Source organism: Clostridium isatidis (genome assembly GCF_002285495.1).
Lineage (GTDB): Bacteria > Bacillota > Clostridia > Clostridiales > Clostridiaceae > Clostridium > Clostridium isatidis.
In genome coordinates this window covers 1,220,407-1,240,242 of record NZ_CP016786.1, presented here as the reverse complement: position 1 = coordinate 1,240,242, position 19,836 = coordinate 1,220,407, and the positions used below count along the sequence as shown (strand labels likewise).

General features: G+C 28.6%; 18 protein-coding genes and 1 other annotated feature. All 18 genes read left to right on the top strand.

Annotation, left to right across the window (positions count from 1 at the left end):
- The first annotated feature begins 15 nt into the window (after positions 1-15).
- The 18 genes from BEN51_RS05895 to BEN51_RS05810 all read left to right on the top strand — a co-directional run bounded on the left by BEN51_RS05895 (position 16) and on the right by BEN51_RS05810 (position 19,828).
- Positions 16-507: a PRC-barrel domain-containing protein gene (locus BEN51_RS05895; protein ID WP_119865153.1), complete on the top strand. Its 492-nt coding sequence runs from the start codon at positions 16-18 to the stop codon at positions 505-507.
- Positions 491-1,522: an AI-2E family transporter gene (locus BEN51_RS05890; protein ID WP_119865152.1), complete on the top strand. Its 1,032-nt coding sequence runs from the start codon at positions 491-493 to the stop codon at positions 1,520-1,522. Before BEN51_RS05895 ends, BEN51_RS05890 begins: the two co-directional genes overlap by 17 nt.
- 65 nt (positions 1,523-1,587) lie before the next feature.
- Positions 1,588-1,758: a binding site (T-box leader), on the top strand.
- A 52-nt stretch (positions 1,759-1,810) separates the two neighbouring features.
- The gene (gene alaS, locus BEN51_RS05885; RefSeq protein ID WP_119865151.1) at positions 1,811-4,450 is read left to right on the top strand and encodes an alanine--tRNA ligase; all 2,640 of its coding nucleotides are present in this window, start codon (positions 1,811-1,813) and stop codon (positions 4,448-4,450) included.
- 160 nt (positions 4,451-4,610) lie between these two features.
- On the top strand, positions 4,611-4,868 hold the full coding sequence (locus tag BEN51_RS05880; RefSeq protein WP_119865150.1) for an IreB family regulatory phosphoprotein: 258 nt from the start codon (positions 4,611-4,613) through the stop codon (positions 4,866-4,868).
- 59 nt (positions 4,869-4,927) lie between these two features.
- On the top strand, positions 4,928-5,344 hold the full coding sequence (gene ruvX, locus BEN51_RS05875; protein WP_119865149.1) for a Holliday junction resolvase RuvX: 417 nt from the start codon (positions 4,928-4,930) through the stop codon (positions 5,342-5,344).
- 75 nt (positions 5,345-5,419) lie between these two features.
- A complete protein-coding gene (locus BEN51_RS05870; protein WP_119865148.1) occupies positions 5,420-5,692 on the top strand; it encodes a DUF1292 domain-containing protein in 273 nt (90 codons plus the stop codon).
- Positions 5,693-5,716: 24 nt separating this feature from the next.
- Complete coding sequence (locus BEN51_RS05865) at positions 5,717-6,172, top strand: Fur family transcriptional regulator (protein ID WP_119865147.1); 456 nt, start codon at positions 5,717-5,719, stop codon at positions 6,170-6,172.
- An 87-nt stretch (positions 6,173-6,259) separates the two neighbouring features.
- Positions 6,260-7,927, top strand: coding sequence for a ribonuclease J (locus BEN51_RS05860; RefSeq protein ID WP_119865146.1), 1,668 nt, complete (start codon positions 6,260-6,262; stop codon positions 7,925-7,927).
- A 152-nt stretch (positions 7,928-8,079) separates the two neighbouring features.
- Positions 8,080-9,906: a translational GTPase TypA gene (typA, locus tag BEN51_RS05855; RefSeq protein WP_119865145.1), complete on the top strand. Its 1,827-nt coding sequence runs from the start codon at positions 8,080-8,082 to the stop codon at positions 9,904-9,906.
- Between the two features lie 88 nt (positions 9,907-9,994).
- A complete protein-coding gene (mltG, locus tag BEN51_RS05850; protein ID WP_119865144.1) occupies positions 9,995-11,005 on the top strand; it encodes an endolytic transglycosylase MltG in 1,011 nt (336 codons plus the stop codon).
- A gap of 39 nt (positions 11,006-11,044) precedes the next feature.
- Positions 11,045-11,689 (top strand): O-methyltransferase, encoded by a 645-nt coding sequence (locus BEN51_RS05845; protein ID WP_119865143.1) that lies wholly within the window; start codon positions 11,045-11,047, stop codon positions 11,687-11,689.
- Positions 11,690-11,693: 4 nt separating this feature from the next.
- Entirely contained in the window at positions 11,694-12,929 is a 1,236-nt protein-coding gene (locus BEN51_RS05840; protein WP_119865142.1) for a peptidase U32 family protein, read from the top strand.
- 25 nt (positions 12,930-12,954) lie between these two features.
- A complete protein-coding gene (udk, locus tag BEN51_RS05835; protein WP_119865141.1) occupies positions 12,955-13,572 on the top strand; it encodes a uridine kinase in 618 nt (205 codons plus the stop codon).
- 56 nt (positions 13,573-13,628) lie between these two features.
- Positions 13,629-15,254, top strand: coding sequence for a penicillin-binding transpeptidase domain-containing protein (locus tag BEN51_RS05830; RefSeq protein WP_119865140.1), 1,626 nt, complete (start codon positions 13,629-13,631; stop codon positions 15,252-15,254).
- A 158-nt stretch (positions 15,255-15,412) separates the two neighbouring features.
- Entirely contained in the window at positions 15,413-16,108 is a 696-nt protein-coding gene (gene sigK / locus BEN51_RS05825; RefSeq protein ID WP_119865139.1) for an RNA polymerase sporulation sigma factor SigK, read from the top strand.
- 105 nt (positions 16,109-16,213) lie between these two features.
- A complete protein-coding gene (locus tag BEN51_RS05820; protein ID WP_119865138.1) occupies positions 16,214-17,269 on the top strand; it encodes a type IV pilus twitching motility protein PilT in 1,056 nt (351 codons plus the stop codon).
- A gap of 441 nt (positions 17,270-17,710) precedes the next feature.
- Entirely contained in the window at positions 17,711-18,832 is a 1,122-nt protein-coding gene (ftsZ, locus tag BEN51_RS05815; RefSeq protein ID WP_119865137.1) for a cell division protein FtsZ, read from the top strand.
- 198 nt (positions 18,833-19,030) lie between these two features.
- Positions 19,031-19,828 (top strand): sigma-E processing peptidase SpoIIGA, encoded by a 798-nt coding sequence (locus BEN51_RS05810; protein ID WP_119865136.1) that lies wholly within the window; start codon positions 19,031-19,033, stop codon positions 19,826-19,828.
- Positions 19,829-19,836 lie beyond the last annotated feature (8 nt).

The window sequence follows — 19,836 nt, the reverse complement described above, 5'->3', positions numbered from 1 at the left end:
AGGAAGGAGAAGAAGATGTTAAAGACCAAGGATTTCAATTTGTTAAAGGTTTATGACACTAGGGGGAAGTACTTGGGGATTGTAGATGATATATACATTAATTTTTATAAAGGTATAGTTGAAGGGTTATTTATTTCAAATTATATATTTTTTAGTAAAAGAAATTTTGTTAAAGCTTCTGATATTATTTCCTTTGAAGAAGTTATTATTGCTAGAAAATTAAGTGAAAAATCAGGTGTCTCTTTTAAGAGTATAAAAGATATGGAAATAAAGGATAATAAAAATGTAATTAAAGGGGTATTAGAAGATTTAATAATTGAAAAAGAAACTTTAATGATAAAAGGTTTAATAATGAGTTCAGGTTTATTTGACAGAATAATAAAAGGGCGAGAAATATTATTGATAAAAAATTGCCTTTTAGGAGAGGATTTTATATTGCATTATGGAAATGGTGAAATTAGATTAAAAAGTATTCCAAGAAGGAAGAATTATGATGAAGAAGGATAGTATTAAAAATATTTTTAAGACTCTTTCAATAATATTACCTGTTATAATAATTATATACTTATATATAAAATTAGAAACAATAAGCAGTATTATTAATCTAATTTTAACAGGGATAATACTTGCTTACGCATTAAAACCAATAACCTATTTAATAAGTGAAAAATATAAAATAACCCATAGATTATCAGCAATAATAATATTAACCTTAATTTTATTGTCCTTTATTTTAATTATATATAAAATAGTACCTTCAATATTTGAAGAAAGCCATAATATAGGCAAAATACTTGATAATGTTGATGAATATATAAATAAATTTGCATATAAAATAAATCTAGAAAATACAAGAACCTTTGAAACAATATATGAGCAAATAAGTGAAAAGATTAATTTATTTATAAGAAGCTTTTCTGTAAAGGCTTTAGATTATCTTATAAACTTTTTTGAGAGTTTAGTTTCCTTTGCAATTATTCCAATTGTAACTTATTATTTTTTAGTTGATGGAGAATTAATATACAATAAAATACTTTTAATTTTACCAACAGAAAAAAGGATAGTAGCCAAAAGAATAATTAGTCATCTCGATAAGGTATTATCAAGATATATTGTCAGTCAGCTATTATTATCCTTAATAATAGGAGTGCTGACAACTATTGTTTTACTTATATTAAATGTAAAGTTTGCAATAATCCTTGGAATTTTTAATGGAGTATTAAATATTATTCCTTATTTTGGACCAATAATTGGGGCAATACCTCCTATATTTATAGCTCTGATTGAATCGCCTGAAAAGGCTGTATGGACAGTTATAGCAATGGCAATTATTCAACAAATAGAAGGTAACATATTATCTCCCAAAATTACTGCTGACAGCACCAATATGCATCCATTAATGATAATAATATTATTACTTTTAGGAGAAAAATTAGGTGGATTTATTGGAATGATAATTATTATACCAATTGGTGTAATGATTAAAGTTATTTATGAGGATATTAATGATTATCTCTTTTAAATAATAATTGACATATACACTTAAATAATCTATAATTTTTTTGAAATTATTTAAAAATTTCATATTGTATAGCGATGAAGAGAACTAGTAAATATAGGCGTGTATTCAGAGAGGAAGTGGATGGTGTAAACTTCTTGCATTATATATTGAAGCTATCTTGGAGCTTTTTTAACTAAGTGATGCAAATTTTTGCATAATTAGGGTGGTACCGCGGAACTATTGCTTTCGTCCCTTTCTTTAGGGATGAAAGCTTTTTTATATTTTAGATTAAAAAATGGAGGGAAAATTGTGAAATATATTGGAACAAATGAATTAAGAGAATTATATTTGAAATTTTTTGAATCAAAAGAACATTTAAGATTAGGAAGTTTTTCTTTAGTTCCTAAAAATGATAAATCTTTATTATTAATAAATGCTGGGATGGCGCCTCTTAAGCCATATTTTACTGGCTTAGAAACTCCGCCAAGAAAAAGGATTACTACTTGTCAAAAATGTATTAGAACTGGTGACATTGAAAATGTAGGTAAAACATCTAGACATGGTACATTTTTTGAAATGCTAGGAAACTTTTCCTTTGGAGATTATTTTAAAGAAGAAGTAATTCCGTGGGCTTGGGAATTTGTAACAGAAGTACTACAGATTCCAAAGGATAAATTATATGTAACTATTTATTTAGAAGATGATGAAGCTTTTGATATTTGGAGTAAAAAGACAGATATTGATCCAAAGAGAATTTTTAGATTAGGTAAAGATGATAACTTCTGGGAAATTGGAGTAGGTCCATGTGGTCCTTGTACTGAGATACATTTTGATAGAGGAGAAGGTCCAATATCAAATGTTGAGGACTTCTTAAAAGCATCTGATGAAGATAGAATTGTTGAATTTTGGAATTTGGTATTTACTCAATTTGATAAAGATGAAGAAGGAAATTACAATAGATTAGAACATCCAAATATTGATACAGGTATGGGATTAGAAAGAATTGCTACAATTATGCAAGGTGTAGATAATATCTTTGAAATAGATACTGTAAAAAATATTTTAGGAAAAGTATCAAAACTTGCTAATGTTGCGTATGGTGCAGATAAGGATAAGGATGTTTCTTTAAGAATAATAACTGATCACGTAAAATCAGTTACTATGATGATTTCTGATGGAGTACAACCTAGCAATGAAGGAAGAGGCTATGTATTAAGAAGACTTTTAAGAAGGGCAGCTAGACATGGAAGGCTTTTAGGAATAAAAGATTTATTCTTAACAGAAATAGTTGCTTCTGTAGTTGAAAATTATAAAGGTGCATATCCGGTCCTTGAAGAAAAACAAGAATATATAGAAAAAATAGTATCATTAGAAGAAGAGAGATTTAATGAAACAATAGATTCGGGAATGAATATTTTAAGTGATTATATTGAGGAAATGATAGCATCAAAGGAAAATATTCTTAAAGGAGAAAAGGCCTTTAAATTATATGATACTTATGGCTTCCCAATTGAATTAACAGAAGAAATTCTTGAAGAAAAGGGAATGAAGGTTGATAAAGATGCCTTTAAAAAGGAAATGGAAGAACAAAGACAAAGAGCTAGAAGTGCAAGGGGCGAAACTTCATATATGGGTAATGATGAAAAGCCTATAAATAAAATAGAATCTTCAGTAAACACTAAATTTGATGGATATGGAAAGGTAGAATTAAAATCAAATATTATTTTATTAGCAGATGAAAATGAGTTTAAAGAAGTGATAGTCAAAGGAGAAAAGGCTTATATTGTTACTGAGAAAACACCATTCTATGCAGAAATGGGTGGTCAAGTAGGTGATAAAGGTTATATTATTACATCTACAGGGGAAGCTTTTGTTTATGATACCAAAAATAATATTGGTGGAAAGATTATTCATTATGTAGAAGTATTAAATGGCGAAATTAAGACAAATCAAGAAGCAACATTAAAAGTAGATGCTAGAAGAAGAAAAAATATAGCAAGAAACCATACTGCAACACATATGCTTCACAAGGCTTTAAAAGATGTATTAGGAAGCCATGTAAATCAATCAGGTTCATATGTTGATGATGAAAGATTAAGATTTGACTTTTCACATTTCCAAGCTTTATCACTAGAAGAAATTGAAAAAATTGAAAAGCTAGTAAATGATAAAATAATGGAAGTTCTTAATGTAGGTACAGAAGTTATGACCTTAGAAGAAGCTAAAAATTCAGGAGCAATGGCTTTATTTGATGATAAATATAAAGATGATGTTAGAGTTGTAAGTGTAGGAGAGTTTTCAAAGGAATTATGTGGAGGAACCCATGTAATAAATTCTGGAGAAATAGGATTATTTAAAATAGTTTCAGAATCAGGTGTAGCAGCAGGTATAAGAAGAATTGAAGCAATTACAGGCATAAATGCTATGAGGCATATGGAAGAAAAGCAAAATTTATTAAAAGAAGTATGTGCTATGTTAAAAAGCTCAGAAAAGGATATTATAAAGAGAATATCTCAATTAAATTCTGAGTTAAAGGAAAAAGATAAAGAAATAGCTGAACTTAAGAAAAAGTTAACTCAAGGTTCTGAAAATGATATTTTAGATTCTGCTAAAGATATTCAAGGAATAAAAGTTATAGCTTATGAAATTGATGGGGTTGATGCTAATTCTTTAAGAGATTTAGGAGATAAACTAAGAAACAAAATTGGAACTGGTGTTGTAGTATTATTTAGTAATGTAGGCGGAAAAGTAAATTTAGTTTCAATGGCAACAAAGGATTCGTTAGATAAAGGAATTCACTGTGGTAAGATAATAAAAGAAGTTGCTTCGGTTGTTGGCGGAGGTGGCGGCGGAAGACCAGATATGGCTCAAGCCGGTGGAAAAAATCCAGCAGCGATAAAAGATGGAATTAATAAGGTATATGAAGTTGTAGAAGCATTATTAAAATAAATTGTGTACAAATATGGAAATTTAGTCTATAATTAAATTAGAGTTAATAGTGTCCATATTATTTATTAAGTGGAATAAATAATATAAAAAGTGGGATAATATTACTATATATTACTAACTAAATAAAGTAAGGGGGTGAGCTGCAATTAGCAGCAGTTGTATGAATAATAACTTAGATCAAACAATGCAATTTAATTTAAACATCAACAGAGAGGATTTAACAAAATCAATTTTAACCGATGTTTATAATGCGTTAAAAGAAAAAGGTTATAATCCAATAAACCAATTAGTTGGTTATCTTATTTCAGGGGACCCTTCTTACATTACAAGCTACAACGGAGCAAGAGCTTTACTAAGAAAACTTGAAAGAGATGAAATTCTTGAAGAAGTAATAAAATCTTATTTAGAAATAAAATAAAGAGTGCCCGTTAAAGGGCACTCTTTAATTATAAAATTCATATTATTTAAGGAGTAAAAATGAGGATATTAGGTTTAGATTTAGGTTCTAAAACTATAGGAGTTGCTGTTAGTGATCCATTAGGTTGGACGGCACAAGGAGTTACAACTATAAAAAGAACAAAAAAAGAGAATGATATTGAAGAAATAAGAAAAATTTGTGATGAATATAAGGTTGAAATAATAGTTTTAGGAATGCCTAAAAATATGAATGGAACAATTGGAGAAGCAGGAGAAAAAGCTATAGAATTTTCTGAACTTCTAAAAGAAAGATTAAATATTGAAGTTCAAATGTGGGATGAAAGATTAACTACTGTGGCTGCCCATAAAGCAATGTTAGAAGCTGATTTATCAAGAAAGAAAAGAAAAAAAATTGTTGATAAAATAGCAGCTGTATATATATTACAAGGATATTTAGATAGAATTAGTAAAAAATAATATTATATTCTTAATTGAAAATTATTATTGACAAGCATTGATTATAAATCTAAAATTAAAAAAAGGAGAATGATTATGAATAAAGATTTAGAGCAATTGGAATTATATGATGAGGAAGGAAATTTAGTAAAGCTAAACGTAGTAGCTTTCTTTGATATGGTAAATCCTGATACAGAAGAAAAAAGTGAATATGTTATCGTATATGATGATAATTATACTGAAGAAGATTTATTTGCTTTAAAGGTTGATAAAGATGAGGATGGGGATGAACTTTTAGTACCTATAGATGATGAAGTAGAATTGGCTGCTGTACAGGAAGCATATAATACGATTTTTTCAGAAGAATAAGAAATAAAGGGAGGGGTATTGTTTATGGAACAATCAAATACTATAGATTTTAATGTTTTAAAAGAAGAGTTAAAACAGAAAGGATACAAGTTAACTCCTCAAAGAAGGGCTATAGTAGATACCATAATTGATAACGAAGGAGAACACTTAACTACTGAAGAAATTTACGATGAAGTTAAGAAAAACTGCCCTGAAATAGGTCTTGCTACTGTTTATAGAACAATAATTTTATTAGAAGAACTAGGTGTGATTTGTAAGCTTGATTTAAATGATGGCTGTAGTAGATATGAGTTAGTTAGAAAGAATGAAGGACATAGACATCATCATTTGGTTTGTAATGAATGTAAAGGTGTAATTGAAGTTCAAGATGATTTATTAGATGAATTAGAGGAAGAAGTAGAAAGATCTTATGGCTTTCAAATATTAGATCACAGTGTAAAGTTTTTTGGAATTTGTAGAAAATGTCAGAGTAAAAAATAGATAAAACAGAATAATAAGATAAAGGATGGCCTCTCTTAAGAGAAGATCACCTTTGTATTACATATATTATAAAAAGGAGGGGACATATTGAAACACGAAAAAGCAAAAGTTAAGATTATTCCTTTAGGAGGAATAAATGAAATTGGTAAAAATATAACTGCAATTGAATATAAAAATGATATTGTTGTTATAGATTGCGGACTTAAATTCCCAGATGATGATATGTATGGCATTGATTTAGTCATACCTGATGTAAGTTATCTTATAAAAAATAAAGAAAAAGTTAGAGGGATTTTTTTAACTCATGGTCATGAAGATCATATTGGGGCCTTACCGTATGTTTTAAAACAATTAAATGTACCTGTATATGGTACAAAACTAACAATTGGTATTGTTGAAACAAAGCTTAAGGAACACGGCTTGTTAAGCTCAACAGAATTGATAAGAGTTAAACCAAGAGATGTTATTAAATTAAATTCAGTATCTGTTGAATTTATTAAAACTAATCATTCAATAGCTGATTCGGTAGCAATTGCAATTCATACTCCTCTTGGAGTAGTACTGCATACAGGAGATTTTAAGGTGGATTTTACTCCGATAGATGGTGTACCTATGGATTTTGCGAGATTTGCTGAAATAGGTAAAAAGGGAGTATTAGCTATGATGGCAGATTCAACAAATGTTGAAAGGCCTGGATATACAATGTCAGAAAGAGTTGTAGGTGAAAATCTCTTTAAGCTATTTTCAAAAGCGAAAGGTAGAATAATAGTAGCTACTTTTGCATCTAATATTCATAGAATACAGCAAATATTAGATGCTGCAAGAGCTTTAAATAAAAAAGTTGCTGTATCAGGTAGAAGTATGGAAAATATTGTTGCTGTTGCTAAGGAATTGGGTTATTTAGAGTGCGAAGATGATGTTTTAGTAAGTATAGATAATATAAATAAATATAATAATAACCAAGTAGTTATTATTACAACAGGCAGTCAAGGAGAACCAATGTCAGCTTTAGCTAGAATGGCTAATGCAGAACATAGAAAAGTAGCAATAGTTGAAGGAGATACAGTAATATTATCAGCAACTCCTATTCCAGGAAACGAAAAACTTGTTTCTAAAGTAATAAATCAGTTATTTCATAAGGGAGCAGAAGTTATTTATAAATCTTTAGATGAAGTTCATGTATCAGGGCATGCTTGTCAAGAAGAATTGAAACTTATGTTATGTTTAGTTAAACCTAGATTTTTCATTCCTGTACATGGTGAGTACAGACATTTGAAGCAGCACTGTGAGCTTGCAGTATCAGTAGGAGTATCAGAAAATAATGTATTGATACCTGAAAATGGTGCAATAATTGAAGTCAATAGAAATGGAATAAAGAAGAATGGCAATGTTACAGCAGGTCAAGTTTTTGTTGATGGATTAGGTGTTGGTGATGTTGGAAATATTGTTTTAAGAGATAGAAAGCATTTATCTCAAGACGGAATTTTAACAGTAGTAGTGACAATATCAAGAGAAGATCAAAAAGTTATAGCTGGTCCAGATATTATTTCAAGAGGCTTTGTATATGTAAGGGAATCAGAAGGATTAATGGATGAAGCTAAAGAAATAGTTAAGAATGTTTTAAAGGAATGTGAGGAAAAGAATATTACAGATTGGGCTAGTTTAAAAGGAAGAGTAAGGGATGAATTAAGAAATTATCTTTACGAAAAAACAAAAAGAAAGCCTATGATATTACCTATTATTATGGAAATATAATCTGAAGGTTGACATTCTAGCTTAAAAAACTTACAATGTATTATAGTATTTAATATGGTTATATAAAAAATTGGATACAGGTGTATCCAATTTTATTTTGGGTAAAATAATCTATAGGTTTACATTAGAACTTTTAAAATGGAGGAATTTAAATGGAATTAATTACAAGAGATGATATAAGAAATATAGCTATAATAGCTCACGTTGACCATGGTAAAACTACATTAGTAGATGCTCTTTTAAAACAAAGCCACGTATTTAGAAATAATGAAAAGGTTGAAGAAAGAGTAATGGACTCAAATGATTTAGAAAGAGAGAGAGGAATAACAATCCTATCAAAAAATACTGCTATAATGTATAATGATGTAAAAATAAATATTATAGACACTCCTGGACATGCTGATTTTGGTGGAGAAGTAGAACGTGTCCTTAAGATGGTTGATTCAGTACTATTAGTAGTAGATTCTTATGAAGGACCAATGCCTCAAACAAAATTCGTATTAAAAAAGGCTTTAGAACTAGAACTTAAACCAATTGTTGTTATTAATAAAATAGACAAACCTAATGCAAGACCAGAAGAAGTAATTGATGAAGTTTTTGATTTATTTGTAGAATTAGGTGCTAATGATGAGCAGTTAGACTTCCCAGTAGTTTATGCTTCAGCTAGAGAAGGTATTGCAAAGTATGAAGTTGAAGATGAAAACAGTGATATGACTCCTTTATTTGAAACTATTATAGAAAAGGTAGAAGCACCTAAGGGGTATATAGATGAGTCTTTCCAAATGCTTGTTACAACTTTAGATAATAATGAATATGTAGGAAGAATAGCAATTGGTAAAATTCATAGAGGAACCATAAAGAAAAATCAAACTGTAGCATTAATAAGAAAAGATGGAACAAAATCAAATTATAAGATTTCAGCAATATTTACATATAGCGGATTAAATAAAATTGATGTTCAAGAAGCTTCAATGGGGGATATAGTGGCTCTAAGTGGGATACCGGATTGTAATATAGGAGAAACCATTGCAGATTCATTACAACCTGAAGCTTTACCTTTTGTAAATATTGATGAACCAACTTTAAGTATGAATTTTATGGTAAATGATTCTCCGTTTGCTGGACAAGAAGGAGAATATGTTACATCAAGGCATTTAAGAGATAGGTTATTTAAAGAATTAGAAACAAATGTTAGTTTAAGAGTAAAAGAAATAACTCCAGAATGTTTTGAAGTATCAGGAAGAGGAGAACTTCATCTTTCAATTCTTATAGAAACAATGAGAAGGGAAGGCTATGAATTTCAAGTATCAAAGGCAAATGTTATATTTAAAGAAGAAAATGGTAAAAAGTTAGAACCTATAGAATTTTTAACTATAGATGTACCTGAAGAATTTATGGGACCAGTTATGGAAAAATTAGGAGCTAGAAAAGCTGAAATGGTTAATATGACATCAGCAGTTAACGGGTATACAAGATTAGAATTTAAAATTCCAGCTAGAGGACTTATAGGTTTTAGAAGTGAATTTATGACAGATACAAAGGGAAATGGTATTATGAATCATGTTTTTCATGGATATGATGATTATAAGGGTGAAATACCAGGAAGAAGCAGAGGCTCATTAGTATCTTTCGAAGAAGGAGAGTCAATTACATATGGTTTATATAATGCTCAAGAAAGAGGTACTTTATTTATAGGTGCTGGAGTTCCTGTTTATGAAGGAATGATAGTTGGTGAATGTTCTAGAGCTGAAGATATAGATATAAATGTATGCAAAGGTAAAAAATTAACTAATACAAGAGCATCAGGATCAGATGACGCTTTAAAATTAACTCCTCCAAGAAAAATGACTTTAGAACAATGTTTAGAATTTATTAATGATGATGAACTTGTAGAAATTACTCCAAAAAATATCAGAATGAGAAAAAGAGTATTAAATTCAAGTGAAAGAAAGAAAATTATAAGCAGAAAGAAAAAATAACTAAATAATAACTTTATTACTTGAAGGAAAAGTATTATAATAAGGTAAATAGCCTAATGGCTATTTACTTTATATGTAGGGGGTTTTTATGAGAAAAATTAAATTAAAAACTTATCCCGTAATTGTTATTTTTATAGTTATTTTTGGTTTCTTTTTGATGTATTTTAACGTAGTTAATAGCCCAATAAAAAGTAAAGATGATCTAGCTATAGAAATAAAAGAAGGCGATAGTTTTTACAGTATAATAGATTCTTTATCAAAAGAAAAAGTAATAAGAGGAATACCGTTTATAAAATTATATATTTTATTAGCAGATGAAACTATTGAGGTTAAGCCTGGAAGCTATATATTAAATAGTGAATTAAGTCTGAAAGAATTAATTAGTTTATTAACTACTGAATCAACCTTAGGAATAGTAAAATTTACAGTGCCTGAAGGCTATACAATAGATGAAATTGGTGAAAAGCTTGAAAGTGAAGGCGTTTGTAGTAAAGAGGATTTTATAAAATCTATTAAAAATTATGATTTGCCTTCATATGTAAAAAATAATGGTAATAAAAAATATAATTTAGAAGGATACCTATTTCCAGATACATATTCATTAAAAAAGGGTATGAAACCTAAAGATATTGTTACTATAATGATTGAAAGATTTGAAGAAGCATTAAATCAGGTTACTTCTGAGTTAGGCTTAGATGTAAAAGATTTAAATGTAGAAGAGATTATCACAATAGCATCGATGATAGAAAGAGAAGCTGTTTTAGATGAGGAAAGACCTATTATTTCTTCTGTAATAAGAAATAGGTTAAGTCAAGAAATGAAGCTTCAAATAGATGCTACAGTAATATATGCTTTAGGAGATCATACTGAAGTAGTTTTACATAGTGATTTAGAAGTTGACTCTCCATACAATACATATAAAAATTATGGTTTACCAGTAGGTCCAATTTCAAATCCAGGTATTCCATCTATTAGAGCTGCCCTTAAGCCGGCTGAAACAGATTACATCTTTTATGTGTTAGAAAACGAAACTGGATCCCATTATTTCACAAATGATTATGAGGATTTTTTAAATAAACAAGAAGAATTAGGTTATTAGGGTATATTTTTTATACCTAATAGTTATTGGAGGAAAATTATGAGTGGAATAACTTATGATTATATGCAAGAATATCTAAGAAGTCTTATACCTGAGAGTAGCGGTAAATATTTAGAATTAGAGAAATTTGCAGAAGAGAATATGGTTCCAATAGTTCAAAAGGAAACTGCAAAATTTTTAGAATTCATAGTAAGTATGAAAAAACCCCTTAGAATTTTAGAACTTGGAACAGCAATTGGATATTCGGCAATTTTAATGTATGAAGCTTCAAAAACTAATCCTAAAATTACTACTATAGAACGTGATAAGAATATGATAGAACTTGCAGAAAAGAATTTTGAAAAATACGGACTTACTGAACAAGTTGAAATAAAAGAGGGAGAGTGTTTAGAAGTTTTAGAAAGCTTAAATGAAGCTTATGATTTAATTTTTATGGATGCTGGTAAAGGTCACTATAATCACTTTCTGCCTCATTGTTTAAGGCTTTTGGCAGAGGATGGCATAATAGTTGCAGACAATGTTTTATTTAGAGGAATGGTTGCAACTGATGAATTAGTAAAGAAAAGAAAGATAACAATTGTAAAAAGAATGAGAGAATATTTAGATATAGTATCAAAAGATAAAAATTTAATTACTTCTGTAATACCAATGGGGGATGGAATTGCAGTGACAAAAAGGAGGTAATAGTATGAAAAAACCAGAAATTTTAGCGCCAGCAGGAAGTTTGGATAAACTAAAAATTGCCGTAGATTTTGGAGCTGATGCTGTTTACATAGGTGGAGGTAAGTTAAACTTAAGAGCTTTTTCAGATAATTTTACAAATGAAGAAATGGCAGAGGCTGTAAAGTACTGCCATGATAGAGGAAGAAAATTATACGTAACTATGAACGTATTTCCTAGGAACTTTGATTTAACTGGTGTGGAAGAATACATTGTTGGTTTAAAGGATTTAGGAATCGATGCAATTATTGTTGCAGATCCTTCTATAATTATGGCAGCAAAGAAAGCAGCACCAGATCTTGAAATACACATAAGTACCCAAGCTAATACAACAAACTGGATGGCGACAAAGTTTTGGCATGAAGCAGGAGCTAAAAGAGTTGTTTTAGCTAGAGAATTAACATTAAAAGAAATTGCAAAAATTAAAGAAAACATTCCAGAAGATTGCGAAATTGAAGCCTTTGTTCATGGTTCAATGTGTATTGCATATTCAGGAAGATGTCTAATATCAAATTATATGCTAGGTAGAGATGCTAATAAAGGTATATGTTCTAATGCATGTAGATATAAATACTATTTAGTGGAAGAAACTAGACCTAATGAATATTACCCTGTTATTGAGGACGATCAGGGAACATATATTATGAATTCAAAAGATTTATGTATGATAAAATACATACCTGAATTAGTTAAAGCAGGAATTGATTCCTTTAAAATAGAAGGAAGGATGAAAAATGAATTTTATGTAGCTTCAACAGTTAAGGCTTATAGAGAAGCTGTTGATTCATATTTTGAGAATCCTGATAATTATGAATTTAAAGAAGAATGGATGGATATGCTATTAAAAATTAGTCATAGACAATACCATACTGGTTTCTTTTTTGGGAGAATGGGTGAACAATGCTATGAAGAATCTTCTTATATAAGAGATTATGAAATAGTTGGTATAGTTCAAGATTATAATGAAGAAACAAAAGAAGCTACTATTCTACAAAAAAATAGAGTTTTTGAAGGCGACGAAGTAGAAGTATTAAGAGCAAAAACTCCATATTTTACAATAACTTTAAATGATATGTATGATTTAGATAAAAAAGCTAAAACAAATGTAGCAAATAGAGCACATATGTTATTTAAAATAAAGGTTGATAAACCATTAAAAGCAAAAGACATGTTAATTAAAGGAAGAAAAGTTATTAATCTTTAATCCTATGAAGGGGGAACTATAAATAATGAAAAAGCCAATACTAATTGGAATATCTGGTGGAACTGGATCAGGGAAAAGCAGCATAGCAGATGCTATCTATTCAAGCTTCTCAAATGAATGTATAGCAATGATACAACAAGATATGTACTACAAAGATCAAAGCCACCTAACTATGGAAGAAAGAGTTAAAACTAATTATGACCATCCTCAAGCTTTTGATAATGATTTGCTAATTAAGCATTTGAAAGATTTATGTAATGGAACTCCAATTGAAAAACCTATTTATGATTTTTCTGTACATAATAGGGCTAAGGAAACAATAAGAGTTGAACCGAAAAATATTATAATTGTTGAAGGAATATTAGTATTAGAAGATCCTAGACTGAGAGATATGTTAGATATAAAAGTTTATGTTGATACTGATGCTGATATTAGAATATTAAGAAGATTAACAAGAGATATAAATGAAAGAGGTAGGACATTAGAATCTGTAATAGATCAATATTTAAATATAGTAAGACCTATGCATATGCAGTTTACTGAACCAACTAAGAGATATGCAGATATTATAGTTCCCGAAGGTGGACAAAATAAAGTAGCTATTGATATACTTGTAACAAAAATTAAAGATATATTAAAATAAATATTGTATAGAAAATGCTTCTCAAGGCTAGAATTAAGCTTAGGGAGGCGTTTTTTATGTTTAGAGAGAAAAACAAAATAAGTGAAAAAAGAGTAACTATTTTGAATTTAAGTTATATAATATTTTTTATAGCATTAATTATTAGATTATCATTTCTTCAATTAAATCCTTCTGAAAAAGTTTCAGGAGAAATGAATAATTATCAGTTAGAAAATTTATCTCAAATGAACTATAGAATATTTGATATAAATGGAAAGGATCTTTTAGATTATAATAAAAAGTATGTTGTTGTATTAGATACAAAACCATTTATGTTGAATAATTATGAAGAAACATTAGAAGATCTTATGGCCTTAAATTTTATTATGAAGTCAGAAGTAGGGGATTTTAACTATTCAGATGTAATGAAAAATGAAGGGAAAATATATTATACTGTTAATGAAGAAACTTTCAACAAAGTAAATAAGTTAAAAAATATTAAAGGAATATATACATATGTATATGATGAAATAGATAATAAAGAAGCATGGACAACGAGTAATTTTTTATCACAAATTAATGAAGAAAATGTAGTGGCAAATTCTTTAGAATTTGATTTATATCAATATATAAAAGATAATGAGTTTCCGCAAGGCAAATTTTACATGGATGATGGAGCTGTTTATGATAAAGGAATATTATTAGCAAATGATAAAAATAATAATATTAAACTAACAATAGATCAATCTTGGGAAAAGAAGATCAGGGAAGTATTAAAAAAAGAGGAATATTCTTTTCTTAATAATGTAGGTGTTGTAGTATCAGAAGCAGAAAGTGGAAAAATTAAAGCTATGGTACAGAAAGATGAAACACAGGCTAATGTAAATTTAGGAATAGGACAGTTAGGTTATGAACCTGGTTCTATTTTTAAAACAATAGTTGAAACAGTAGCTTTAGATTTAGGCTTGATAACTCCAGATGACGTGTTTACTTGTACAGGTGAGATATGTCAAAAGAATGGAAAACCTTATGGTCATGGAACTCTTTCAGTAGAAGATGCCCTTAAAATATCCTGTAATGATGTGTTTGCTAAGGTAGGAAATTTAATAGGCTATGACGAAATTATGAAATACCTTGAAAATATGGGCTTGTTTACACCTGTATTAAATTTAAAGGGAGAAAATAGAAATGAAGCGGCTGGAAATAAGCCTAAAATTGAAGATAGCATGAATAATATTTCGATTGGGCAAACTATTTTAGTAACACCAATACAAATGGCAGGATTATATAATACTATAGTAAACGATGGAGTTTATATAAAGCCATCTATAGTTGAAGCTATTGTAGATAATAATGACAATGTAGTAAAAGAATTTAAGGAGAAAGAAAAAAGAATTTTTAGTGAAACTGCAGCAAAATTAGCACAACAATCTTTGCAAAAAGTAATTTCTGAAGGATCAGGCTTTGAAGCAAAAGTAGAAGATGTCTTAGTGGGTGGGAAAACAGGAACTTCAACTGGTAATGCTGGTACTAATCATGGATGGTTTGCAGGTTATTTTGAAATGAATAATAAAAAATATACTATTGTAGTAATGGCTCCAAATATTGGAGAAAAACATCCAGATGGAAGAGAACTAGGTGGTGGAAATACTGGAGCTCCAATATTTAGAGATGTTGTAAATTCATTAACTAGTAATGATTAATTCTTAAATAAATATTTTTATGACTGCGTAAAGCAGTCTTTTTTTATTTAAAGATATTAAATGAACGATATATAAAATTCACTTTTATTTAAAAAATCACAAGCAATATTTTTGAATTTCATCATATTATATAATAAGCACTACTAGGAGGAAGTTCTATGTTTTTTTTATCTAATATTATAGAACTATTATGTAATTCTGTATTTTTAACAGGTTATATTACAGGAAATAATACATTTCCTAAACCATTAGATGAAGGAGAAGAGGAATATTATTTAAATCAACTGAAAAAGGGAGATAGAAATGCTAAGGGTGTATTAATTGAAAGAAATTTAAGACTTGTAGCTCACATAGTGAAAAAGTATAATTTTCCTAATAAGGATATTGATGAATTAATATCTATAGGGACAGTAGGATTGATTAAAGCTATAGATTCTTTTGATTCCTCAAAGGGAACTAGACTAGCTACTTATGCTTCAAGATGTATAGAAAATGAAATATTAATGCTTTTTAGAAATAACAAAAAACAAAGAAATGAAGTATACCTACAAGATCCAATAGGTGTTGACAAAGAGGGGAATGAAATATGTTTAATCGACGTATTAAGCAGTGAAAAGGACTCAGTCTTAGAAAAAGTAGAAAGTAATTTACAAATTAAGCAGTTATATAATAAAATAGGAATTTCCTTAACTGAAAGAGAAGGTAAAATACTAAAAATGAGATATGGCCTTGTTGATGGAAGATGCCGTACCCAAAGGGAAATAGCCGCGTTACTAGGAATATCTAGATCCTATGTATCTAGAATTGAAAAAAAAGCTCTCAAAAAATTAAAAAAAGAATTATACAGTAAGTAGAAAAATGAATGAATTTGCAATATAATTGAATAAAAGAAGGAAATAAATATTTTTTATAGAATATTTAAAAAAGAGAGCAAGTAGTAACATGGAGGATAAAAATTAATGTATGCATTAAAAGATCTATTAAGCAAAACTATAGAGATAGGAGCATCAGACTTACATTTAACAGTTGGATTAGCTCCAACTGTAAGAAAAAATGGTACTTTAGAGAAAGTAGGTGATCATAAATTAACTCCTAGTGAATTAAGAGAATTTGCAAAAGAAATATTAGCAGAAAAGTATGCTGAATACAATGAAGTGGGAGAAATCGATACTTCCTACTCAATTTCTGGAATTGGAAGATTTAGGGTAAATATATTTAAACAAAGAAATAGTGATGCTATTGCAATAAGAGTAATTGCATTAAAAATTCCTACTCTAGATGAATTAAAACATCCAAAAGTTATAAAAGAAATATTAAAAAAACAAAGGGGATTAGTTTTAGTAACAGGGCCAACTGGTAGTGGTAAAAGTACTACCCTTGCGGCTATAATAAATGAAATAAATAATACAAGAGAAGCACATATTATAACGTTAGAGGATCCTATCGAATATCTTCATAAGCATAATAAATCAATTATTAATCAAAGAGAAATAGGAAAAGATAGTAGAACTTATGAAAGTGCATTAAAAGCTATTTTAAGAGAAGATCCTGATGTTATCCTTGTAGGGGAGATGAGAGACCTGGAAACAATATCTATTGCCTTAACAGCGGCAGAAACAGGACACTTAGTTTTCTCTACATTACATACAATAGGGGCAGCTAAGACAATAGATAGAATAATAGATGTTTTTCCGCCGCACCAACAGCAACAAATTAGAATCCAGCTTGCAGCAGTTTTACAAGGAGTAATATCGCAACAATTAGTTCCTACTCAAAAGAATAATGGAAGAGTTGCTGCTTTAGAAATTATGGTCACAACTCCAGGTATTCAAAATTTAATAAGAGAAGGAAAAACATATCAAATAGAATCAGCTATTCAAACTGGTGGAAAATATGGTATGAAAACAATGGATATGGCTCTAGCTGAACTATATAAAACAGGACAAATAGATTTAGATACTGCTTTAAGTTATTCTGTAGATAGGGAAACTTTAAAAAGAATTATAATGATTTAAAAAACAGAGTACACTCTGTTTTTTTTATTAATTTTCTGAATAATTAAGAGGAAATAAAAAAAATTTGTTGAATATATTTTTAAGAATAATTATTTATTTTACATAATTTAAATTATTGCAAATTTATTATAAAATTAAGTAAACTGTTGAGTTATTTAGCTATAGATGATAAAATATAATTGAATAATATTAAATATTATGATAAAAATAATGACTTTTTTTATAAAAAAATTATAATTTTACATTATTTATCATAAAATAACCAAATTTTAAGACGATATAATAAAGAGTGAAATAATTATTTGAATATACTAAAGCATCGTTATAAAGAATTCTATGATGAAGATTAGTGTATTGTAAGTAGATTATATAACTGAAATTAAGAAGAAAATAATCAAAGTATAAAATTACTAGTAGCTATTTTCTAAAGGAGGAATTATTTTGTTAGATTTCGAAGTGGATATGCAAGAATTAACTAATATTAAAGTAATTGGTTGTGGTGGCGGTGGTGGAAATGCCGTAAATAGAATGATTAAAGAAGGCTTAAAGAACGTTGAGTTTATTGCCGTTAATACAGATAAACAAGCATTAATGCTATCTCATGCAAATGTAAAAATTCAAATTGGAGAAAAATTAACTAAAGGTTTAGGGGCAGGTGCAAATCCTGAGATAGGAAAGAAGGCTGCTGAAGAAAGTAGAGAAGAAATTGCAGAAGCAATAAAAGGTGCTAATATGGTGTTTATTACTGCCGGAATGGGTGGTGGAACTGGTACTGGTGCTGCGCCTATAGTTGCTGAAATAGCAAAATCATTAAACATATTAACGGTTGGAGTTGTAACAAAGCCATTTCCATTTGAAGGAAAAAGAAGAATGAGACATGCTGAAATGGGTATAGAAAACCTAATGAAGGCAGTTGATACATTAGTTATAATTCCAAATGAAAGATTATTAACAATGGCTGATAAAAAGACTACTCTTTTAGATTCTTTTAAATTAGCTGATGATGTATTAAGACAAGGTGTACAAGCGATTTCAGACCTTATTACCATTCCTGGTGTAGTAAATGCTGACTTTGCAGATATAGAAACTGTTATGTTAAATAAAGGTTTAGCACATATGGGAGTTGGAATTGCAAAAGGAGATAATAAAGCACAAGAAGCCGTAAAACAAGCAATTTCATCACCTTTATTAGAAACTTCAATCGATGGAGCTACTGGTGTAATTATTAACTTCACTGGTGGGGTAGATTTAGGAGCAATTGAAGTTTATGAAGCAGCAGATATTGTAAGAGAAGCTGCTGACCCAGATGCAAGCATTATTTTTGGTGCTGTTATTGATGAAACACTATCAGATGAAATAAGAATAACTGTTATTGCTACAGGATTTGAAGGGGATAATAATGGAGTAATAAAGGAAGAACCAGTATTTGATAAAAGAGTTCATAAAGAGCAAGCTATTAATAGAGAAGCTGAAATAAATGAGCCAAAAAGAAGAGTTGATCCTCTACTAGATTTTGAAACCGATAGTGTAAATATTCCAAGTTTTTTAAGATCAAGAAAATGATTATGGACTGCCTAAAGGCAGTCTTTTTTTTGCAACATATTAATAGTTTTATTATTAATATGTTGTTTTTTATTATATTTATAAATTAACTGTAATTATATGTAGCAAATAATAGATTAAAAATTATAATAAGGAACATTTTTGTGACAAAATTTTAAAGGGACAGAGTTTATAATTAGTTTTAAGGGAGGGGAGCATTTGATAGTTTACATAGATATACTTATTATTGAAAATTTTATTATAAATTTATTCTTACTTTTAGTAACTATGAAGTTACTAAGATATGAATATAATAGAAAAATATATATAGCAGCTCTAATAGGAGCATTATATACTTTAGTAATATTTTCAGAAATTAGTTTTCTATATTCAATGATAGTAAAAGTACTTATGGTATTTATAATGGTAATAATATGTCAAAATAAGATAATGTTAAAGAATATTATAAGAATGGTTTCTGTATTTTTTATAGTATCTTTTACATTAAGCGGGTTAAGTTTTTCTTTTTCTTTAATGAATAATCAATATAGTTTATTTCAAAACTTCCAAATTAGAAATTTTACTATTAAATATTTAATAATTGCTGTAATGGTACTTTATATAATATTAAATAGGCTGATAGATTTAATAAAAGAAAGATCTTTAATAAAGAATTTTATTTATGAAATTGAAATAAGGGACGAGGATAATGTAATTTATTTAAAAGGACTTTTAGATACAGGAAATGGGTTAAGGGAGCCTGTTACAAATTTACCTTGTATAATTATTGAAAATGATTTAATTAAATCATTAAAAATAGATAAAAATGAAAAATATTATATCAATTATAATACAATTACAGAAAAAGGAAGTTTACAAGGCTTTAAAAGTAAAAAGATTAGGATACGAGGGAAAAATAGTGAATGGGTTAATGTAGAGGCTATAATTTGTGCCTCAAAAACTAAGTTAAGTAAGGAAAATGAATTTAATGCATTATTATCAAGAGGGGTTATATAGGTGATGTT

Bases quoted from the DNA above. Each gene is read 5' to 3' on its own strand.
- BEN51_RS05895 (WP_119865153.1), top strand. From the start codon at position 16: ATGTTAAAGACCAAGGATTTCAATTTGTTAAAGGTTTATGACACTAGG.
- BEN51_RS05890 (WP_119865152.1), top strand. From the start codon at position 491: ATGATGAAGAAGGATAGTATTAAAAATATTTTTAAGACTCTTTCAATA.
- BEN51_RS05880 (WP_119865150.1), top strand. From the start codon at position 4,611: ATGAATAATAACTTAGATCAAACAATGCAATTTAATTTAAACATCAAC.
- ruvX (WP_119865149.1), top strand. From the start codon at position 4,928: ATGAGGATATTAGGTTTAGATTTAGGTTCTAAAACTATAGGAGTTGCT.
- BEN51_RS05870 (WP_119865148.1), top strand. From the start codon at position 5,420: ATGAATAAAGATTTAGAGCAATTGGAATTATATGATGAGGAAGGAAAT.
- BEN51_RS05865 (WP_119865147.1), top strand. From the start codon at position 5,717: ATGGAACAATCAAATACTATAGATTTTAATGTTTTAAAAGAAGAGTTA.
- typA (WP_119865145.1), top strand. From the start codon at position 8,080: ATGGAATTAATTACAAGAGATGATATAAGAAATATAGCTATAATAGCT.
- mltG (WP_119865144.1), top strand. From the start codon at position 9,995: ATGAGAAAAATTAAATTAAAAACTTATCCCGTAATTGTTATTTTTATA.
- BEN51_RS05845 (WP_119865143.1), top strand. From the start codon at position 11,045: ATGAGTGGAATAACTTATGATTATATGCAAGAATATCTAAGAAGTCTT.
- BEN51_RS05840 (WP_119865142.1), top strand. From the start codon at position 11,694: ATGAAAAAACCAGAAATTTTAGCGCCAGCAGGAAGTTTGGATAAACTA.
- udk (WP_119865141.1), top strand. From the start codon at position 12,955: ATGAAAAAGCCAATACTAATTGGAATATCTGGTGGAACTGGATCAGGG.
- BEN51_RS05830 (WP_119865140.1), top strand. From the start codon at position 13,629: ATGTTTAGAGAGAAAAACAAAATAAGTGAAAAAAGAGTAACTATTTTG.
- sigK (WP_119865139.1), top strand. From the start codon at position 15,413: ATGTTTTTTTTATCTAATATTATAGAACTATTATGTAATTCTGTATTT.
- BEN51_RS05820 (WP_119865138.1), top strand. From the start codon at position 16,214: ATGTATGCATTAAAAGATCTATTAAGCAAAACTATAGAGATAGGAGCA.